The 17,164-nt window shown below is 57.6% G+C and carries 17 protein-coding genes; 11 read left to right on the top strand and 6 right to left on the bottom strand.

Going from position 1 to position 17,164, the window contains the following annotated elements:
- Window positions 1–81 precede the first annotated feature (81 nt).
- Window positions 82–672 (bottom strand): D-sedoheptulose 7-phosphate isomerase, encoded by a 591-nt coding sequence (gmhA, locus tag ACM66T_RS02855; RefSeq protein ID WP_231021213.1) that lies wholly within the window; start codon window positions 670–672, stop codon window positions 82–84.
- 182 nt (window positions 673–854) lie between these two features.
- Here gmhA and rho point away from each other — a divergent pair, with 182 nt between their 5' ends.
- The 3 genes from rho to ACM66T_RS02840 all read left to right on the top strand — a co-directional run bounded on the left by rho (window position 855) and on the right by ACM66T_RS02840 (window position 4,856).
- Window positions 855–2,177: a transcription termination factor Rho gene (gene rho / locus ACM66T_RS02850; RefSeq protein ID WP_231020290.1), complete on the top strand. Its 1,323-nt coding sequence runs from the start codon at window positions 855–857 to the stop codon at window positions 2,175–2,177.
- A 4-nt stretch (window positions 2,178–2,181) separates the two neighbouring features.
- The gene (gene murI / locus ACM66T_RS02845) at window positions 2,182–2,934 is read left to right on the top strand and encodes a glutamate racemase (RefSeq protein ID WP_416768760.1); all 753 of its coding nucleotides are present in this window, start codon (window positions 2,182–2,184) and stop codon (window positions 2,932–2,934) included.
- Window positions 2,935–3,017: 83 nt separating this feature from the next.
- Complete coding sequence (locus ACM66T_RS02840; protein WP_416768759.1) at window positions 3,018–4,856, top strand: DNA polymerase III subunit gamma/tau; 1,839 nt, start codon at window positions 3,018–3,020, stop codon at window positions 4,854–4,856.
- A gap of 12 nt (window positions 4,857–4,868) precedes the next feature.
- Here ACM66T_RS02840 and ACM66T_RS02835 read toward each other — a convergent pair whose 3' ends face one another.
- Window positions 4,869–5,012 (bottom strand): hypothetical protein, encoded by a 144-nt coding sequence (locus tag ACM66T_RS02835; RefSeq protein ID WP_231020287.1) that lies wholly within the window; start codon window positions 5,010–5,012, stop codon window positions 4,869–4,871.
- A gap of 80 nt (window positions 5,013–5,092) precedes the next feature.
- Between ACM66T_RS02835 and ACM66T_RS02830 the strand changes: the two genes are divergently transcribed.
- The 4 genes from ACM66T_RS02830 (at window position 5,093) to ACM66T_RS02815 (ending at window position 9,190) form a co-directional block, all read left to right on the top strand.
- Window positions 5,093–6,607: a B12-binding domain-containing radical SAM protein gene (locus tag ACM66T_RS02830; protein ID WP_231020286.1), complete on the top strand. Its 1,515-nt coding sequence runs from the start codon at window positions 5,093–5,095 to the stop codon at window positions 6,605–6,607.
- A 340-nt stretch (window positions 6,608–6,947) separates the two neighbouring features.
- Complete coding sequence (locus ACM66T_RS02825) at window positions 6,948–7,289, top strand: Spy/CpxP family protein refolding chaperone (protein ID WP_231020285.1); 342 nt, start codon at window positions 6,948–6,950, stop codon at window positions 7,287–7,289.
- 3 nt (window positions 7,290–7,292) lie between these two features.
- On the top strand, window positions 7,293–7,958 hold the full coding sequence (locus ACM66T_RS02820) for a response regulator transcription factor (protein ID WP_416768758.1): 666 nt from the start codon (window positions 7,293–7,295) through the stop codon (window positions 7,956–7,958).
- Between the two features lie 2 nt (window positions 7,959–7,960).
- Window positions 7,961–9,190: an ArsS family sensor histidine kinase gene (locus ACM66T_RS02815; protein ID WP_416768757.1), complete on the top strand. Its 1,230-nt coding sequence runs from the start codon at window positions 7,961–7,963 to the stop codon at window positions 9,188–9,190.
- Window positions 9,191–9,205: 15 nt separating this feature from the next.
- On the opposite strand, the gene ACM66T_RS02810 is transcribed toward ACM66T_RS02815, so the two are convergent.
- Both ACM66T_RS02810 and ACM66T_RS02805 read right to left on the bottom strand, forming a co-directional pair.
- Entirely contained in the window at window positions 9,206–10,540 is a 1,335-nt protein-coding gene (locus tag ACM66T_RS02810) for an alanine/glycine:cation symporter family protein (protein ID WP_416768756.1), read from the bottom strand.
- A gap of 36 nt (window positions 10,541–10,576) precedes the next feature.
- On the bottom strand, window positions 10,577–11,149 hold the full coding sequence (locus ACM66T_RS02805) for a hypothetical protein (protein WP_231020281.1): 573 nt from the start codon (window positions 11,147–11,149) through the stop codon (window positions 10,577–10,579).
- A 102-nt stretch (window positions 11,150–11,251) separates the two neighbouring features.
- Between ACM66T_RS02805 and ACM66T_RS02800 the strand changes: the two genes are divergently transcribed.
- Window positions 11,252–11,542: a hypothetical protein gene (locus ACM66T_RS02800; protein ID WP_231020280.1), complete on the top strand. Its 291-nt coding sequence runs from the start codon at window positions 11,252–11,254 to the stop codon at window positions 11,540–11,542.
- Here ACM66T_RS02800 and ACM66T_RS02795 read toward each other — a convergent pair.
- Complete coding sequence (locus ACM66T_RS02795) at window positions 11,525–12,178, bottom strand: 3-methyladenine DNA glycosylase (RefSeq protein ID WP_231020279.1); 654 nt, start codon at window positions 12,176–12,178, stop codon at window positions 11,525–11,527. The genes ACM66T_RS02800 and ACM66T_RS02795 overlap by 18 nt on opposite strands.
- Before the next feature lie 216 nt (window positions 12,179–12,394).
- Here ACM66T_RS02795 and ACM66T_RS02790 point away from each other — a divergent pair, with 216 nt between their 5' ends.
- From ACM66T_RS02790 to ACM66T_RS02780, 3 genes are read left to right on the top strand one after another with little or no spacing between them, the layout of a single operon-like run.
- Window positions 12,395–12,826: a hypothetical protein gene (locus tag ACM66T_RS02790; RefSeq protein ID WP_231020278.1), complete on the top strand. Its 432-nt coding sequence runs from the start codon at window positions 12,395–12,397 to the stop codon at window positions 12,824–12,826.
- 37 nt (window positions 12,827–12,863) lie between these two features.
- On the top strand, window positions 12,864–13,760 hold the full coding sequence (locus ACM66T_RS02785; RefSeq protein ID WP_231020277.1) for a hypothetical protein: 897 nt from the start codon (window positions 12,864–12,866) through the stop codon (window positions 13,758–13,760).
- A 39-nt stretch (window positions 13,761–13,799) separates the two neighbouring features.
- The gene (locus ACM66T_RS02780; RefSeq protein ID WP_231020276.1) at window positions 13,800–14,345 is read left to right on the top strand and encodes a hypothetical protein; all 546 of its coding nucleotides are present in this window, start codon (window positions 13,800–13,802) and stop codon (window positions 14,343–14,345) included.
- 429 nt (window positions 14,346–14,774) lie between these two features.
- On the opposite strand, the gene ACM66T_RS02775 is transcribed toward ACM66T_RS02780, so the two are convergent.
- A complete protein-coding gene (locus ACM66T_RS02775) occupies window positions 14,775–17,117 on the bottom strand; it encodes a hypothetical protein (RefSeq protein WP_416768755.1) in 2,343 nt (780 codons plus the stop codon).
- Window positions 17,118–17,164 lie beyond the last annotated feature (47 nt).

Genomic DNA, 17,164 nt, shown 5'->3' with positions numbered 1-17,164 from the left:
CAACGCTGAGTTCGCCTCGGCGGCGTGCCCTCGCGCCTTGCGCTCTTTGTGAATTCTCAGACATACGCATCGTCTGTTTACCTACGCTCCGACGCCGTCGCCGAAGAGCTCTTTTTCGATCACGTCGCAGATGATGTGCCCGATCAGGATATGCGACTCCTGGATACGCGGCGTCGCGTTGGAGGGCACGATGATGGCGATATCGGCCATCTCTCCCATCTTACCGCCGTCGCGGCCGACAAGTGCGATGGTCGTGATCCCCTTCGCCTTGGCACTCTCGAACGCATTGACGATGTTCTGGGAGTTGCCCGAGGTGGAGATACCGAAGAAGATGTCACCTTCGACGCCCATGCCTTCCAGCTGGCGGGAGAACACTTTGTCGTAGCCGTAGTCGTTGCCGATGGCCGTCAGGTTCGACGTATCGGTGGTGAGCGCCAGTGACGGGATAGAGGGGCGGTCAAAACCGTAGCGGCCGACGAGTTCCGCCGCGATGTGCTGGGCGTCCGCCGCGCTGCCGCCGTTGCCCGCGAGCAGCGTTTTGTTGCCGCGGCGGTAGGCCTCGACACAGGCCGTGGCCGCTGCTGCGATCGTGTTCAGCAGGGCGTCGTCGTTCAAAATCTTCTGTTTGGTCTCTATGGAAGCTGAAATTTCGTTTTCAAGGTAGGCTCTCATCAATAGCTCTTCCTTCCTCTCTCTATTAGTAGTGATGCCATTGTACCGCCGGGATGGTAAAAAGCGCGTTACTTGTTGACAAGTAAAACGCAAATAGTATAAAATACGGGAAATCTTTCACATTAACGACCTCGATTTCTTCCTTAGAAAAATCCACTCAGCAGACATAGAGGAACACCTTCATGAGCGATACTTCGCGCAGCAACAATTCACGAAACAATAAAAACAGGACCCATAAGCCCGTCGAAGGCTACACTGTAGAGGCCCTCAGAGAAAAGACGATCGACGAACTCGTCACCATGGCCGAAGAGCTCGGTGTCGAGAGCCCCAACGAGCTCAAACGCCAGGACATCATCTTCGAAATCCTCAAGGCGCAGACGGCCCAGGGAGGCTTTATCCTCTTCACCGGTATTCTCGAAGTGATGCAGGACGGCTACGGCTTCCTCCGCTCCGTCGACAAGAGCTTCAGCGACTCCCTCAACGATGCCTATGTCTCCAGCACCCAGATCAAGCGCTTCGCCCTGCGTAACGGGGACGTCGTCACCGGCCAGGTCCGTGCGCCGAAGGACCAGGAGCGCTACTACGCCCTGCTGAAGATCGAGGCCATCAACTACGTACCACCCGAAGAGAGCAAGAAGCGCCCGCTCTTCGAAAACCTCACGCCCCTCTATGCCCTGGAGCAGCTCAAGCTCGAGTACCAGCCGACCCATCTCACCGGCCGCATGATGGACCTCTTCGCCCCCATCGGTAAAGGGCAGCGCGGGCTCATCGTCGCCCCGCCGCGTTCGGGTAAAACGGAGCTCATGAAAGAGATCGCCCACGGTATCAGCCACAACCACCCGGAAGCGGAACTGATGGTCCTGCTCGTCGACGAACGCCCCGAAGAGGTCACCGACATGGAGCGCTCCGTCAAGGGCGAGGTCTACTCCTCCACCTTCGACATGCCGGCAAAGAACCACGTCAAGGTCGCCGAAATGGTCATCGAGCGTGCCAAGCGCCGCGTCGAGATCGGCAAGAACGTCGTCATCCTGCTGGACTCCATTACCCGCCTCGCCCGCGCCTACAACACCGTGACACCGAGTTCGGGCAAAGTCCTGTCGGGCGGTGTCGACGCCAACGCCCTGCACAAACCGAAACGCTTCTTCGGTGCCGCCCGTAACATCGAGAACGGCGGCTCCCTCACCATCATCGCGACAGCCCTGATCGAGACCGGGAGCCGTATGGATGAGGTCATCTTTGAAGAGTTCAAAGGGACGGGTAACTCCGAGGTCGTCCTCAGCCGCAAGATCTCCGACCGCCGTATCTTCCCGGCGATCGACATCCTCAAATCCGGTACCCGCAAAGAGGAGCTCCTTATCGGGCCGGACGTCCTGCAAAAGGTCTTTATCCTCCGCTCCATGCTGCACAAGCAAGAGGACGAGGTCGAAGCGCTCCGCTTCCTCTACACCAAGATGCAAAAGACGAAGTCCAACGACGAATTCCTCTCTATGATGAACGAGGGCTAAGCCCGTGCGTGTCGGTGTTTTCGACAGCGGTATCGGCGGCCTGACCGTCGTCAAATCCCTGCTGGAACACCGCCTCTTCGAGGAGATCGTCTACTACGGCGATACCGCCCGCGTCCCCTACGGGGTCAAAGACCGCAACACCATCGTCCGCTACGCCCTCGAAGCGGTGGAATTTTTCAAGAACTTCGACATCGACCTGCTCATCGTCGCCTGCAACACCGTCAGCGCCTACGCCCTGGACGAGATGCGCGCCCAGGCCCCCTTCGACGTCGTCGGCGTCGTCGAGCCGGGCATCCTCGCCGCCAAGAACGCCCTGGGCGACAGCGACGCGGAGGTCCTCGTGCTCGGCACGAAGGCGACCGTCGGCTCCGGGGCCTATCAGCAACTGCTCCAGACCCACGGCTACCGCAACGTCGAGGCCAAGGCGACCGGCCTCTTCGTCCCCATCGTCGAGGAGGGGCTCTTTGAGGGCGAAGTCCTTGAGAGCACGATGCACCACTACTTCGCCGGTTGCAAAGCCCCCGACGCCGTTATCCTCGGCTGCACCCATTTCCCCCTTATCGCCGGGGCCATCTCCAACTATTTCGGGGATAAAGCGCTGATGATCCACTCCGGCGAAGCGATCGTGGAGTACCTCGAAGCCCATTACGGCATCAAAGAGAGCGCCGCGAACACCGAGATGAAATTCTTCGCCTCGGAAAACCCCGACGGGCTGCGGCAGGTCGCCGCGCAGTGGCTCGGCCTCCCGACCCCGTAAGCCCGGCTAACTGCCATAAATAACCCCCGCTTCAACCATCGTGTGTTAAACTCAAAGACATTAATCGTCAAAGGATTCCCAACGTGAACGAGCGCTCGCAAGTCCTGGCCCTGAAGTACCGTCCCCGCCGTTTTGAAGACCTGATCGGGCAGGAGACGATCGCGCAGACGCTCTCCCTGGCGCTGGATTCCAAACGCCTCTCGCACGCCTACCTCTTCTCCGGCCTGCGCGGTTCGGGCAAGACCTCGACGGCGCGGATCTTCGCCAAGGCGCTGATGTGTGAAAACGGACCGACTTCGCACCCCTGCGAACAGTGCGAACACTGTGTCACCGCCAACGAGGGGCGCCACATGGACATCATCGAGATGGACGCCGCTTCCAGCCGAAAGATCGACGATATCCGCGACCTCATCGAACACACCAAGTACCAGCCCGCCAGCGCGAAGTTCAAAATCTTCATTATCGACGAAGTGCATATGCTCACCAAAGAGGCGTTCAACGCCCTGCTCAAAACCCTGGAGGAGCCCCCGCCCTTCGTCAAGTTCATCCTCGCGACGACCGACCCGCTGAAACTCCCCGCAACGATCCTCAGCCGGACCCAGCACTTCCGTTTCAAGAAAATTTCGAACCAGGATGTCAGCGCGCACCTGCGCCACATCCTCAACCTTGAGAATATCACCTACGAGCCCGAAGCGCTGCAGATCCTCGCCCGCAGCGGTTCGGGGAGTCTGCGCGACACCCTGACCCTGCTGGACCAGGCTATTATCTATTCCAAGCACCACGTCGACGTCTCCACCGTCACGGAGATGCTGGGCCTGATCGACCCGCAGTTTTTCGAGTCGCTTTTCGGCGTCGTCTTTTCCAAAGACCGTGCACGGCTCGTCGACACCCTCCGGGAGCTGGAGGCCTACGAGGCGGAGATGGTCGTCGACGAACTCACCTCCTGGCTCAAAGAGCGCCTCTACGACCATGACGACGCCCGCTTCTCTCCGCTGCTGCTGGAGCGTTTCTTCCGCATCCTCAGCGAGGCGAAGTCCCTCTTCGCCATCAACGCCGAAGGGAGCTTCGTCCTGGGGCTGATCTTCTTCAAGATGATGGAGGCGCTGAAGGTCAAAGAGATCGACCAGATGATCGAATCCCTCGAAGCCCAGGTCGCCCGCCCCGACAGCGTCGCCTATGCGTCCGCTCCCGCTGCCACAGCCGCCCCTGCTGTCCCCACTGCCACCGCAGCACCAGCCGCAGTCAACGAAGAGGCGCCGGAAACGCCGGCCGCAGCCGAACCGGAGCCGGTCGTCGCACCGGCGCCCGACCCCGCGCTGGCGAAGTTCGAAGCGCTCTGCGCACGCATCGAGGACCGCAGCGCGGATCTCGGCAAATGTTTCCGCGAACAGATCACCTTTATCGCTTACGGCGATGACACCCTCACCTGGGAGAGCTGCGCCGACGACGACTGCCGCGCCAAGCTCAAACACGGTTTCCCGGTGATCAAACAGCTGGTGCGGGAGGTGTTCGGATTCGAGACGAAAATCAAGCACAACCCCTGCTCGCAACCGGCAGAGGAAGCTGTCCCAAAGCCTGAACCGGTTTCCGGACCGGTAAACGTAGCGGGTACGGTACCGACACCAGAATCTGCTCCGATGCCAGAAAGCGCTTATGGTTCAGGGGAGAGTGTGTCACCGGTAGAAGAGATGGAAGAGCGCCCCGCCTATATGGAGAGCTACAGTGCTGCGGAAGAGGCGCCCCAGAGCGCCTCGATGACCGAAGAGGTCGAAACGGGTTCGGGAAGCTGTGTGACCGGGAGCTGTGAACCGGATCTGAGCACCCGGGAGATCGACGGCAACGCCATTCTCGACGAGCCGATGATCCAGAAAGCGACCGAGCTCTTCGAAGCGACGAAGATCACGATCCAGAATAAGGTATAGGCCGCCGGCAGCTTAGTGCTGTTCGGTCACCTTTTCACCGAAATTCTTGATGTCCGAACCGATGCTGTCCGCCGTCTCGTTGATCTGTGCGGATGAGCAGCCTCCGAACGCCGCCATAACTGAAAGTGCCAAAGCCAGAAAAACCGTAATGCGCATGCGTACACTCCTTTTTTTGCGTTGATTATAGCCACGCCCCTTTTAGAATCAGCTTGCCGCAGACACGCTACAATGCCGTTATGCATACCATCGTTCTCGCGACCTTCAACGCCCGCTACAGCCACGCCTCCCTCGCGCTGCGCTACCTCTATGCCAACCTGCGCGAACTGCGCCCCCAGAGCGTCATCCGCGAATTCGTCATCAACGAGAACATCCAGCAGCTCGCCGAACGCATCCTCGCCGAAGCCCCCAAGATCGTCGGGATCAGCACCTACATCTGGAACGCCGGCGACGTCGCGGAGCTGATCGGCATCCTCAAGAAGGTCTCCCCGGAAACCGTCGTCGTCCTCGGCGGACCGGAAGCGTCGCACCTCCCCCACCGCGTCGATTTCTCACACGCCGACTACATCATTAGCGGCGAAGGGGAGATCGCCTTCTACGAGCTCTGCCGCGACCTGCTGGCAGGCACGGAACGGAATGAAAGGATGATCAAGGCCCCAATGGTAGACCTCACTGCCATTGCCCTCCCCTATGACGACTACGATAGCAACGACATCCAAAACCGCTATGTTTACCTGGAGACGTCGCGGGGCTGCCCCTACCTCTGCGAGTTCTGCCTCTCGGCCATTGACGACAAGATGCGCTACTTCGACATCGACGTTATGACCGCGGAGTTCGAGAAGCTCTGGCAGCGCGGGGTGCGCAGCTACAAGTTCATCGACCGCACTTTCAACCTCAAGCTCGCCTACGCGAACAGGATCCTCGACTTTTTCCTCGCCAAAGATGAACCCTACTTCCTGCACTTCGAAGTGATCCCCGACCACTTCCCCGAAGCGCTGCGCGGCCGCATCGCGCGGTTCGCCCCGGCCGCACTGCAGCTCGAAGTCGGCATCCAGACCCTCAACCCGGCGATCGCCGAGAACATCCACCGTCCCCTGCGGCTGGCAAAAATAGAGGAAAACCTCCGTTTCCTCGAGGAGCATACCCGCGCCCACCTGCACCTCGACCTTATCGTCGGCCTCCCCGGCGAGACGCTGGAAAGTTTTGCAAAGGGACTCGACACCCTCGTCTCCTGGAGCAGCGGGGAGATCCAGATCGGCATCCTGAAAAAGCTCTCCGGTACGACGATGGCCCGCCACGACGACCCCTTCGGCATGGTCTATTCCGACGCGCCGCCCTACGACGTCCTCAAGACGACCCATGTCTCCTTCGAAGAGATCCAGAGGATGAAGCGTTTTGCCCGTTACTGGGACATCCTCTACAACAGCGGCAACTTTGCGCGCAGTGTCGCCCTGCTCTGGCCCGAGGGGAAGGTCTTTGACGGTTTCCGGGATTTCAGCGCCTGGGTCTACGGTGAGACCGCGGCGACCTGGAAGATCGCCCAGGAACGGATGGCCCGCCTGCTCTTCGACTACCTCGTCGATGTCAGGCACTGTGACAAAGAGCGCGTCGGCCGCGCGATGGCCGCGGATTTTGCCAAGAGCCACGGCAAACGCCTCCCACCCTTTCTGCGCACCTACGCCCCGGAGGAGAGCAGCGGCGGGGAGGCCGCACAGGGAAGCGCATCGACAAAACGGCAATCGATGCGGGCCTGATACAGCAACTATCGAGCTCCACGCATAACCCCTTGCCACTTTTTTAAAAAAAGTAGCACAAAAAGCGTCGTTTCGCGAATCGCTCATCCCTCCCGGCTTTGTGCCTCCGGGATGGCTTTCAAAGAACCGCTCAACGACAGACACTATTTAACTTAATGCGCTTCGGCACGCCGAAGCTCGTAACGCGCCTACGGCGCACTACCCACTTAACTCTTAACTCTTAGCACCCTTCATCCGTTTACACCGGTTTACACCCCGTTGCGCGAGCGCTTACATTGACGTCCTATCATGGTAAACGTAAAGAGGATTTCCTCTTGAAAACTTCTCTAAAGGATAGACCATGAAACGGACACTTCTCATCGGAGCACTGCTCGCAGCCGCCGGCACGAGCGCCTTCGCAGGGCCGCACGGCGGCGACCGCATGCTTTTTAATTCCCTCGACCTCACAACGGCGCAGAAACAGCAGCTCAAGACCATCCGCAAGGAAGCGCGGGACGAACGGTTCAAACTGAGAGACCAGATGGACGATCTGCGCGATAAAACTAACGACCGCATCCTCGCCGTCCTCACCGAAGACCAGAAGAAAGCCTACATCGCCGCGCGCAGCGACCGTATGCAACAGCGTATGGATAAACGGTGCGATCGTGATAAAATGCCAATGAAGAGACCAAAATACGACTAGGAAATGGCAAAAATACTGCTGATCGAAGATGACACCGAGATCACCGCACTGCTTGAACGCTACCTCGGGCAGTACGGGATGGAGGTCGTCTCCTATACCCATCCCGAAAGCGCCCTGGCATCGCTCGGCATCGAATCCTACGATGCCGTGCTGCTGGACCTGACCCTGCCGCAGATCGACGGGCTCGAGGTGTGCCGTCGTCTTCGCGAACGCAGTGACATCCCCATCATCATCTCCTCCGCCCGGCATGACCTCAGCGACAAGGTCATCGCCCTCGAGTACGGGGCGGACGATTACCTCCCCAAGCCCTACGAACCACGCGAACTCGTCGCCCGCATCCAGAGCCACCTGCGGCGCTACGCGGGCACCGTCACGCGCCAATCCTCACGGTTTTCGGTCGATGCCGCGCGCATGCGCATCGACAAAGAAGGCGAGCCCCTCTCCCTCACCGTCGCCGAATACGAACTTCTCGCCCTGCTCATCAAGCATAAAGGCGAAGTCGTCTCCCGCGATTTCATCGCCAACAACGTCGACGCCATCGGCTGGGAGAGCATGGAACGTAGCATCGACGTGCTCATCGGCCGCATCCGCCGCAAGATCGAGACGGACCCGAAACACCCCGCCTTCATCCACTCCGTCCGCGGCGTCGGCTACAAATTTACGGAGTGACCATGCCCCGCCATAGCTCCATCTTTTTCAAGCTCAACCTCTTCTTCCTCCTCGCCCTCTCCACCCTGGCCCTGCTCTTTGCCCTGTTCCATGTCACCGCATCGCATATGGAGGATCGCCGGGAGGTTTTGCGGGGGATGGAGCTGGGGCGCCTGCTGCGCCACACCCGCAGTGCAGGAGAAGCCGAACGCGCCGCCGCACTCCTGGAGGCGCAGTTCACGCTCCTCGAGCACGATGCCCTCCCCGCAGGCGCCCGGGAACTCCTACCGCCCCGCCGCGACAAGGAGCATGAGGACGATGAACACCGGGAAAAACCGCATCTGAGGCTCTACGAGGCGGACGGGAGCTACTACTTCCGTTCCACGCTCCGCCGCGACCCTTTCGTCATCAGAGACGAACGGAGCGCCGAAAACTTCGGCGGCCTGCAGCTGATCTTCGTGCTGCTGCTGGCGGGGCTCGTCACCCTCTATGTCCTGCTGCGCCGCAGCCTGCTGCCGCTGCGCGATCTGCACACCCAGATCCGCCGTTTCGGCCGGGGTGAACTCGAGATCGACACCTCCAGCACGCGCCGCGACGAGATCGCGGCGATCGCCAACGAGTTCAACGACGCCGTGGAGCAGCTCCGGCAACTGCGCGCGTCACGCCAGCTCTTTCTGCGCAACGTCATGCATGAGCTGAAAACCCCGCTGACCAAGGGCAAACTCTCCCTGGCGATGATGGAAGAAAACGAGCAGACCGCTTACCTCAACCGTCTTTTCAGCCGGATGGACGACCTCATCAACGGCGTCGCACAGGTCGAAAAGCTCCAGAGCATCGGGCTCGACCGCACACCCCAAAAGCTCGGTGCGCTGCTGGAAACCGCAGTGCATCAGCTCTACCTTTCCGCCGAGCGGCGCCAGGCGCTGATGATCACCATCGAACCAGACGTCAGCATCAATGCCGACGCCCCCCTCTTCATCAGTGCCCTGTCCAACCTCCTCGACAACGCCCTAAAATACAGCAGCGCGCCCCCGGTCACCGTCACCGCCGACCGCCAGGGGATCTGCATCGCCAACACGGGTGCACCGCTGGATGTCCCTTTGGACACGATCATGCAGCCCTTCTCCAGCGCCAATCCGGCTGGCGGGCTCGGGCTCGGCCTCTCCATCACCGATACCGTCGTGCAGGCGCACGGCTTCACCCTCGTCTACGACTACCGCGAGGGGACGCACCGCTTCTGCATCCGCTTCTAAAAAGAGCGCTAAACGTTATTGCTTCGCGTTGCCGCCGAAATAGCGCTCGGTCTCGCGCACAATCACCTTATGCAGCAGCAGGAGGCCGATCAGGTTCGGGATGATCATCAGCCCGTTGAAGAGGTCGGAGATGTTCCAGACCAGCTCCAGCTTCAGCACCGCCCCGACGAAGATCATCAGCACGAAAACGACGCGGTAATAGCGGATGTGCCCTTCGCCGAAGAGGTACTCAATCGCCTTTTCGCCGTAGTAGCCCCAGCCGATCAGCGTCGAGTAGGCGAAGAGCACCGTCGCGGCCGTCACAATCACCGTCCCGGCAACGCCCAGGAAGTGGGTGAAGCTTGCCATCGTCAGCTCCCCTGCCGCCACCCCTTCTTGCCACTGCGGCGCCATCAGGATGACCAGTGCCGTCATCGTACAGACGACCAGGGTGTCGATGAAGGTCTGCGTCATGCTGACCAGCGCCTGACGGGTCGGCGAATCCGTCTTGGCCGCCGCCGCGGCGATGGGCGCGGAACCGAGGCCCGATTCGTTGGAAAAGACGCCCCGCGCGACCCCGTACCTTATGGCCGCCGCGACCGTCGCCCCGACGAAGCCGCCCCCCGCGGCAATCGGCGTGACGGCATGGGTAAAGATGAGCCCAAACGCCCCCGGCACCTTGTCAAGGTTCAGCACGATGATGGCGAGCGCCCCCAGCACATAGCCGGCGATCATAAAGGGGACCAGCACACTCGTAAAGCGGGCGATAGACTTGATGCCGCCGAGGATGACGACCCCCGAAAGAATTGTCAGGACGATCCCGGTCACCCAGGTGGGCAAAGCGAACTGGCCCTGCAGCGCCGACGCCACAGCGTTGGACTGCACCATGTTCCCGATGCCGAAGGCCGCCACCGCCGTAAAGACGGCAAAGGCCGCCCCCAGCCACGGCAGCCCGGCGCCCTCGGAGATGTAGTACATCGGCCCGCCCTTCATGCCGTTGCTCCCCTTGACGCGGTACTTGACCGCCAGGACCGCTTCAGAGTACTTCGTGGCCATCCCGATGAGCCCTATCGTCCACATCCAGAAGACCGCGCCGGGACCGCCCAGCGCGATGGCTGTCGCGACCCCGACGATATTCCCGATGCCCACCGTCGCGGCCAGGGCCGTCATCAGCGCGGCGAAGTGGGAGATGTCCCCTTCGCATTCATCATTGCGGTGCCAGATAAGCTTGAAAGCGTGTCCCAGCGCGCGGAACTGGAGCCCACGCAGCCTAATGGTCAGAAACAGCCCCGTACCGACCAGCAGTATCAGGACCGGCGCCCCCCATATAAAGCCCGCCGCCGCCGCGACCGCCTGTTCAAACATCTCCATCAAACCTCCTGATTACACCTTGAAATCGTCTCACATTTATGCCTTGCTGCGGAACTGGACCTCTGCCGCCTCCAGCCGCTCGTAGCGCCGCACCCGTGTACGGTGCGGACGCCACTCCAGCAGCACGAGGGCCACCCCTTCCCAGAGCGACACCCAGGCTGCCACGGTCAGCCCTTCGGCGAAGACCTCCCCGACGACGGAGGGGCTCTCGCCTATCCACTGCCGTACCCAGACGGCCAGGAACATGATGGCCACGCCGACGGCAAAAAGCAGCCCCGCCTTGCGCAGCATCTCCGCCGTCGTCTCCCGCTCCAGCTCGGCCATGTACTGAAAAAACGTGCCGATGCTCCGGCGGATGCGGGCATACTTCTCCTCTGCCTGCTCCTCGGGGAAGGTAAACCTTATGACCAACGGCGTCTGTCGCGGCAATTCCCTGGCGCACGAGGTGAGGTAATCCGTCAGATCCTGGTCCAGGTCCCGGCGCAGGTAGTCGGCGTACCTATCGAAGTCGTCATAGAGCGCCTCCGGACGCTGTGCCGCCACATCGATGATATACCGCCCCTGCGCATCACGCTCGTAGCGTCCGAGGTAGCTTTTGTGGTTCGCCATGCATCCGACCTTGGCAGATTTTGCACTATCATAGCGCATTTCCGGCCCCGGTTCGCTTCATTCCCTTTGACAAACGCTTTGCGATTGGGCTAAAGTTATAGAATGTTGGATGATCCCGTTACCAGGGCCGCTATGGTCGTCTTCGTCACCGTCTTCTTCGCCACGCTGATCGCGATCGCCGTGATGTACCTGCTCATCCGCGCCGGGGAGAAGGGACCGCCGAAACCGCCCCACAAAGGGCAGATGTGGCTGGCGGGGGTCATCGGCATCGGCGTTCCGCTGCTGATGCTCGCCTACGCCCTGCTCTTCTCCCCCTCCGCGCGGCTTACCCCGCATCAGCTCCACCAGCAGCAGATCGAAAAATCACTAGGCGGTTCACAGCAGGGGCGCTAGCGCCCCCACGTCCACCTCTCTCCCCTTTTTGTACCGTTTGACGTACTCGACGATCATCCCGTGAAAAAGAGCATAGATCATGGGCAGCTCCTGCGACTCGAAACGCCCCGCAATCCCTTCAACGCACCACGCCTGCAGCGCGTCGTAGCTCTCGTGCTCAAACCCGAAGGCCCGAAGCAGCCTGGATGTGTAGGCGTCCACGACCATCGCGTCGCGCCCGCAGGCGTAGCAGAGGATGGAGTCCGCCGTCTCGGGGCCTATTCCCTTCCGATCCAGCAGCCACTCCCGGCTGACCTCATCGCGGAAGGTCTCAAAGCCGCCGTACGATTCCAGCAGCGCCGCCGAGAGGGCCTGCAGCACCTTCGCCTTGTTCTTGAAAAGCCCGCTGGGGCGGATCAGCTCCATCAGCGTGTCAAGGTCTGTATTCGCAATCGCTTCGGCATTGAGTACCCCCGCCGCTTCCAGATTGGCCAGCGACTGCTCCACCCGCGTCCACTGGCTGTTCTGCGTCAGCACCGCCCCCACGACGACGGAAAAAGTGCCGTACTCCGGCCACCACATCGGCGGTTTCCCTTCGAGCAGGTTCAGCGCCTCCAGGGCGCTGTAAAGGGCATTGGCATCGGGCAGTTCCACCATTCGTTTCTCCCTGTTTTGGCAATTAACGCATTATACACGGGAGATCATTTCCAGTCAGGGAAATCAAAAGCATATAGAAGCAACAATCATTTTAACTCTTTCACAGTAAAATATATAAAAGCGTGCTATTTTGTTTTTATTATTGATGTCTATCAAGAATCTCACAGATAGGTACGTTGTGATAATAAACAACTTGTTAGGGCAACAGGACAAACTATGAAATCAAAACTATTTGCTATCACATTTTCTTTATTACTTACACTGGTCATATTCTTCGGGATTGATAATTTGACTTGCACAATTAATCCTTGTTTAGATGACGATGCTTCACGTTTAGCAATGACAATGTTAGGAATTCCATTACTGATTCTATATATTTTGATTACTTGTGGAATTATGTACCCAACTATGCTTTCATCACGAAAGCATCTTGGTCAATTTGTGTCACCTTTGGTTGTTACCGTTTCAGTTACATTTTTACTGGCGCTCATATTCCACGACCCACAAGTCGATGACACTATGATGGATACGATATTTGTTTTTTTATCACCCTTGGGCATAGCTTGGTATTTTGGCGGTTTAACTGCAACATCATTGTGGCCAAACAAATCAGATGGGACTAATCAAAAACCCGAGGGGGCTTTTTGATTGCTCATTTTAAACGTAAGACGATCAGGAAACTTTCATGAGATTCGTAGCACGAGCCCTTCTATTAGTGACACTTACAACACACGTCTATGCCAAGCCAATTTACATTGGGATTTTAGATGAACCTCAGAACCAAACAGGAACTTCCTCCAAAGTATTATTCGTGAAAAAAGAAGGGAAGTGGCTTTCCTTTGCAGATAGATATTATCGTGAATACAATACTTCAGTGCCCAACTTACAGTTGATGAAATGGATAGTCGCATTTAATGGTCAAAAGTTAGGTGAATTAAAGATCGAAGATCCCGATCCCAAAAAGAAATTTATTAACTCATGGTTCTATGCCCGCGATAAATTCTTTAGCGTTAGTGCCGGACAGAAGACACCGCAAATCAAAAATGTTTCAAAAAAGTTTGGTGGTTGGGTGAAAGTACCGAACAACCGGCCATTAGTACTTGTTTCAGAGCCCAATTTCAATGATCCTGAGCATTGGAAGCCATTCGCAGTGGATGATACAATGAAAAAGCGCTTATACGTTCCACTGAAATTGGTCATTGGAAAACTAAATGCGTATCGCTGCCCAGACGGCCCTTATGTTAATGAGCCCGAACCTTACAGCTTTACGTCTGACGACATCGTAATCTATAGCGCCTATACCTCTTCGATTGGTCAAAAGATTGTATCTGCAGGATTGAATGACAAAAAGTTTGGTTGTGATGGACTCTTACCGCCAGAGTGGTCGAATAACTGGTTCTTGCTAGAAGGAGAGAACGTCGAGTACATAGGCAGAGAGATGACATTAGTGGATGCCGGTGACTATGATGGTGACGGTCAATCCGAACTCTTATTTTGGCACAACAGTTATAATGAAGATGGTTACATCCTCATATACAATGCATTTCAGAACAAGTCAGAATACTTGTGGGGTTATCATTGAATCATCTGACAAATCATCAAAATCCAATCCAAAACCGGCGTGCGTTTTTTCATTGCTCATTTCATCGTTATACAAAGGACAGATTTGCTAAAAACTATTACTAAATATATCGGCATCGGTTTTCTCCTTGGCGTAGGCATTTCAGTAGCCGATTGGATTTATATTCAAATAACGATGAAAGAGCGGGAAGCACACCTGAAACTCGTAAGAGATATGTTCTACGTTGAAGGGTTTGAAACTATTTTAGACGGTTCCAAAGAATACGAACCATACATGGGATTAAACTTCAACCTTGAGAGAGCGAAACTGCTTGACAATCATACGATTCAGGTCACAGGTATTGTTTCCAACAATGGCGTTGATATTTGGAGGTCTGCATGGGTTGAAGTAGAAGCCTTTAACAAGCGTGGCGAGATCATCGCAGAATGCCACGACCTGGTAAAGGGTATCAAGCCAAAAGATTGGGAGTCGATCATCATGGAATGCCCTGTGATCGAAGGCGTCACCCTTAATGGATTGCCTGAAGTCTCGTTTCAAATCAAACAAGCTTTTCATGACAAGCGTGTCATACCGAAGAAGCAATGATATGCAACAAATCAGAGGAAACACCAGGCACCTTTTTGATTGCCTATTTTAACGTTAGGAAGAAATCATGAACAATGAATATGGCTTATGTACCAAGTGTAACAAACCATTGAAAAAAATCAAGTGCCCCAAAGACAAGTGGTGGTACGAAATGTGGTTTATTCTAATGATCTGGTTTCACAATATCTTTCTCACCATCATGGCTCTATTCTGGTACAAAGATGTTGAAAATATAGAGAATAAAGTCATTACCTGCACCAATAAAAAATGTATCAACTATTTAAAAGAATGCAGATCTTGATTCAAGGGGTCTTTCCTATCAAATCACTGTAGACCAATCAAAAATCCGCAGACAACTTTTTGATTGCTCATTTCAAACATTACACGTACATGTAATGTGAACATTCCCCAGGGCCTTAGCCCTGGCAATCACTTCCAGCTCTCCTCGACGATCTGCTTCGAGCGTTTGTAGGGGTAGCGCTCCAGCAGTTCGTCTATCGGCAGAAGCATGTCGAAGTTCTTCTGGCGCATGAAGTGCATCAGGGTGACCGATGCCCAGTAGTCATGCTCGTACTCCGTGCCCGCCAGGGACGTCGGGACGCCCTCTTTGTTGACCGTATGGCAGGCGCTGCAGGTGACCGGGCCGGCGTACTCGCCGTCGGGGCTGTACTGCATGGCCTGGTCGTGGGTCGTCTGGTCGATGCTGCGCGTGCCGTCAAAGCGGGTCGGGTAGAGGCCGTGCGTCGACTCGTGGCAGCTCTGGCAGGAGAGCTTGCCGTGCCCTTTCGAGTGGCGGTAGAGGGCGTACTTTTTGTTCTGGTCCATCGGGAAGTAGTCCCCGCCCTCGTCCTCGACAAAGGGCGCCGCGTGGCAGTCGGCGCAGTGCGGTTCGCCCGAGGCCAGCCACCAGTCGGAGCCGCCACTGACGGCGTCGTAGCCGACCGCTTTGCCTTTCGGGTCGTCCCATTCACCCAGGATCGGGCTGCCGTCTTTTTTCGTCCCTTTTACCGTGGAGAGCACCGCGCCCTCATGCGCGGTGTAGTAGGCCTCCGTCTCCGCGACTTTCGGGTCCGCCATCGCCGCGAACTTCTTCATGCTGCCGCCGGCGAGGGCGGAGACGACCGTTTTGAGGTCGCGGTTGCGCAGGGTCTTACCGGACTGGTACTTGGGGTCCTTGATGGCGTCATAGGCGTAGAGCTCCTGCGACAGCGTGTTGTGGCAGTGCGTACAGTAAAGCCCGCGCATCTTCTCGACCTTCTTGCCCTTTTCGTCCTTCATACTGACCTCTTCAAGATAGTAGCGGCCGACGCTGTTGAGGAAAAAGGGCGGTTTAACGTCGGGGTTCGTGTGGGCGTCGCGGCCGTTGTAGCAGCCGCCCCCGGCGATGCGGAGGTCTTTGTTCTTGACCATGTTGCGGCCGTAGGCGTCGGTGAGGCGGAAGAGCATATCGGCATCGTTCATGCTCTTGTCCTGCCCGTGGGTCGGGTGGCAGACCTGGCAGTTCGCCGGGCGGTCGGCGCCGTCGGGCACCGGGGCCGCTTTCATGTGGAACCCGTGGACCGCTTCGGCCAGCGGTTTCGCCTTCATGACTTTGTAGCTCGTGACCCCGTCACGCGGCGTCTTGAGGTTGCCGGAGATGTTGTCACCGTGGCAGTCCGTACAGTTGACGGAGCTGACCGTCCCCAGGCGGAAGTTCGGCGTGTCGGTCTTGAAGTCGCGCAGAAAATCGGTGCCGTGGTGCTTGTCGTGCAGGGCGAGGATGTTGATGAGCCCCTCGGCGAGCCGTGCCATGTACTCGGTCACGTCGGGGTGGTAGCCGATCCAGTAGTCGTACTCGGTGTCGCTCTGCCATACCCCCTCTTCGCGGGACTTGACGGCGGCAACACCCTGGCGGGAGTGGCAGACCTGGCAGTTGGGAATGTCGATGGGGTTGGTACCCATAAACTCGTAGATCCTTTTTTCGTCGTCCAGGATCGCTTTGCCGTGCTTGTCGTGGACGCGCACTTTGGAGACCTGGTAGGGCTGGAAGGTGCGGTCGTCGACGCCGCGGATGGTCCCCTTGCGCTCCGTGTCCGTAAAGGCCGTCAGCGGCAGCCCCAGCGCGTCCCAGGTGTACTCGGCGCTGAGCTTCAGTTTCACGTCCTGCAGCTCGGGAATGAGGGTCTCGGTCATGACAACGTTGTCGCCGTGCTCGTCGGCAAAGTCGAGGTAGCCGCCGTACAGCGGCTTGTTCGTCGGGCCGTGGTCGGTCTTGATGGGCATATCGAGGCCGAGATACTTGCGGTCCGCCTTGGTCGCGCCCTTGGGAATCGTCCCCAGGCTGTCCTCGTAGATGTAGAGGTGCTTCCAGACGTAGTTGGGGAGGTTGTCGTTGTTGTCGTCGGTGCGGCCGTTGCCGTTGACGTCCTTCTTGACGCCCCAGTAGCGCATCTTGTTCCCCTCGGAGTAGCTGTTGTCATCCACGTAATAGTAGAGCTGGATCTCGTTGTCCTTGCGGATAAAATAGGGAGACTTGCCGTCCTTGCCGGTGATGACCCCCTGCGCCTGGATGCTGTTGTAGGGCGGGATGATGCAGCAGTAGCTCTCGTCGAACCCGGCGCAGTGCATACCGAGCTCGTAGTTGATGAAGACGTTGTATTTGTTGAAGGGGTTGAACGCATCAACTTTTTTGCCCTGTTGTTCGATCGTGGTCGGTATCAGTCTGTCCTGCGCAAAGGGGGGCTGGGCGTTGTAGGCCAGCGCCGCCGTGCCGAGCAGGAGTGCAGCGGTCATCATTCGAAACATTTTTTATCACTCCGACGAAAATTTTAAACGATTCT

It is taken from the genome of Sulfurimonas sp. ST-25, assembly GCF_048079205.1.
GTDB lineage: Bacteria > Campylobacterota > Campylobacteria > Campylobacterales > Sulfurimonadaceae > Thiomicrolovo > Thiomicrolovo sulfuroxydans.
This window is presented reverse-complemented; position numbering and strand designations above follow the sequence as displayed.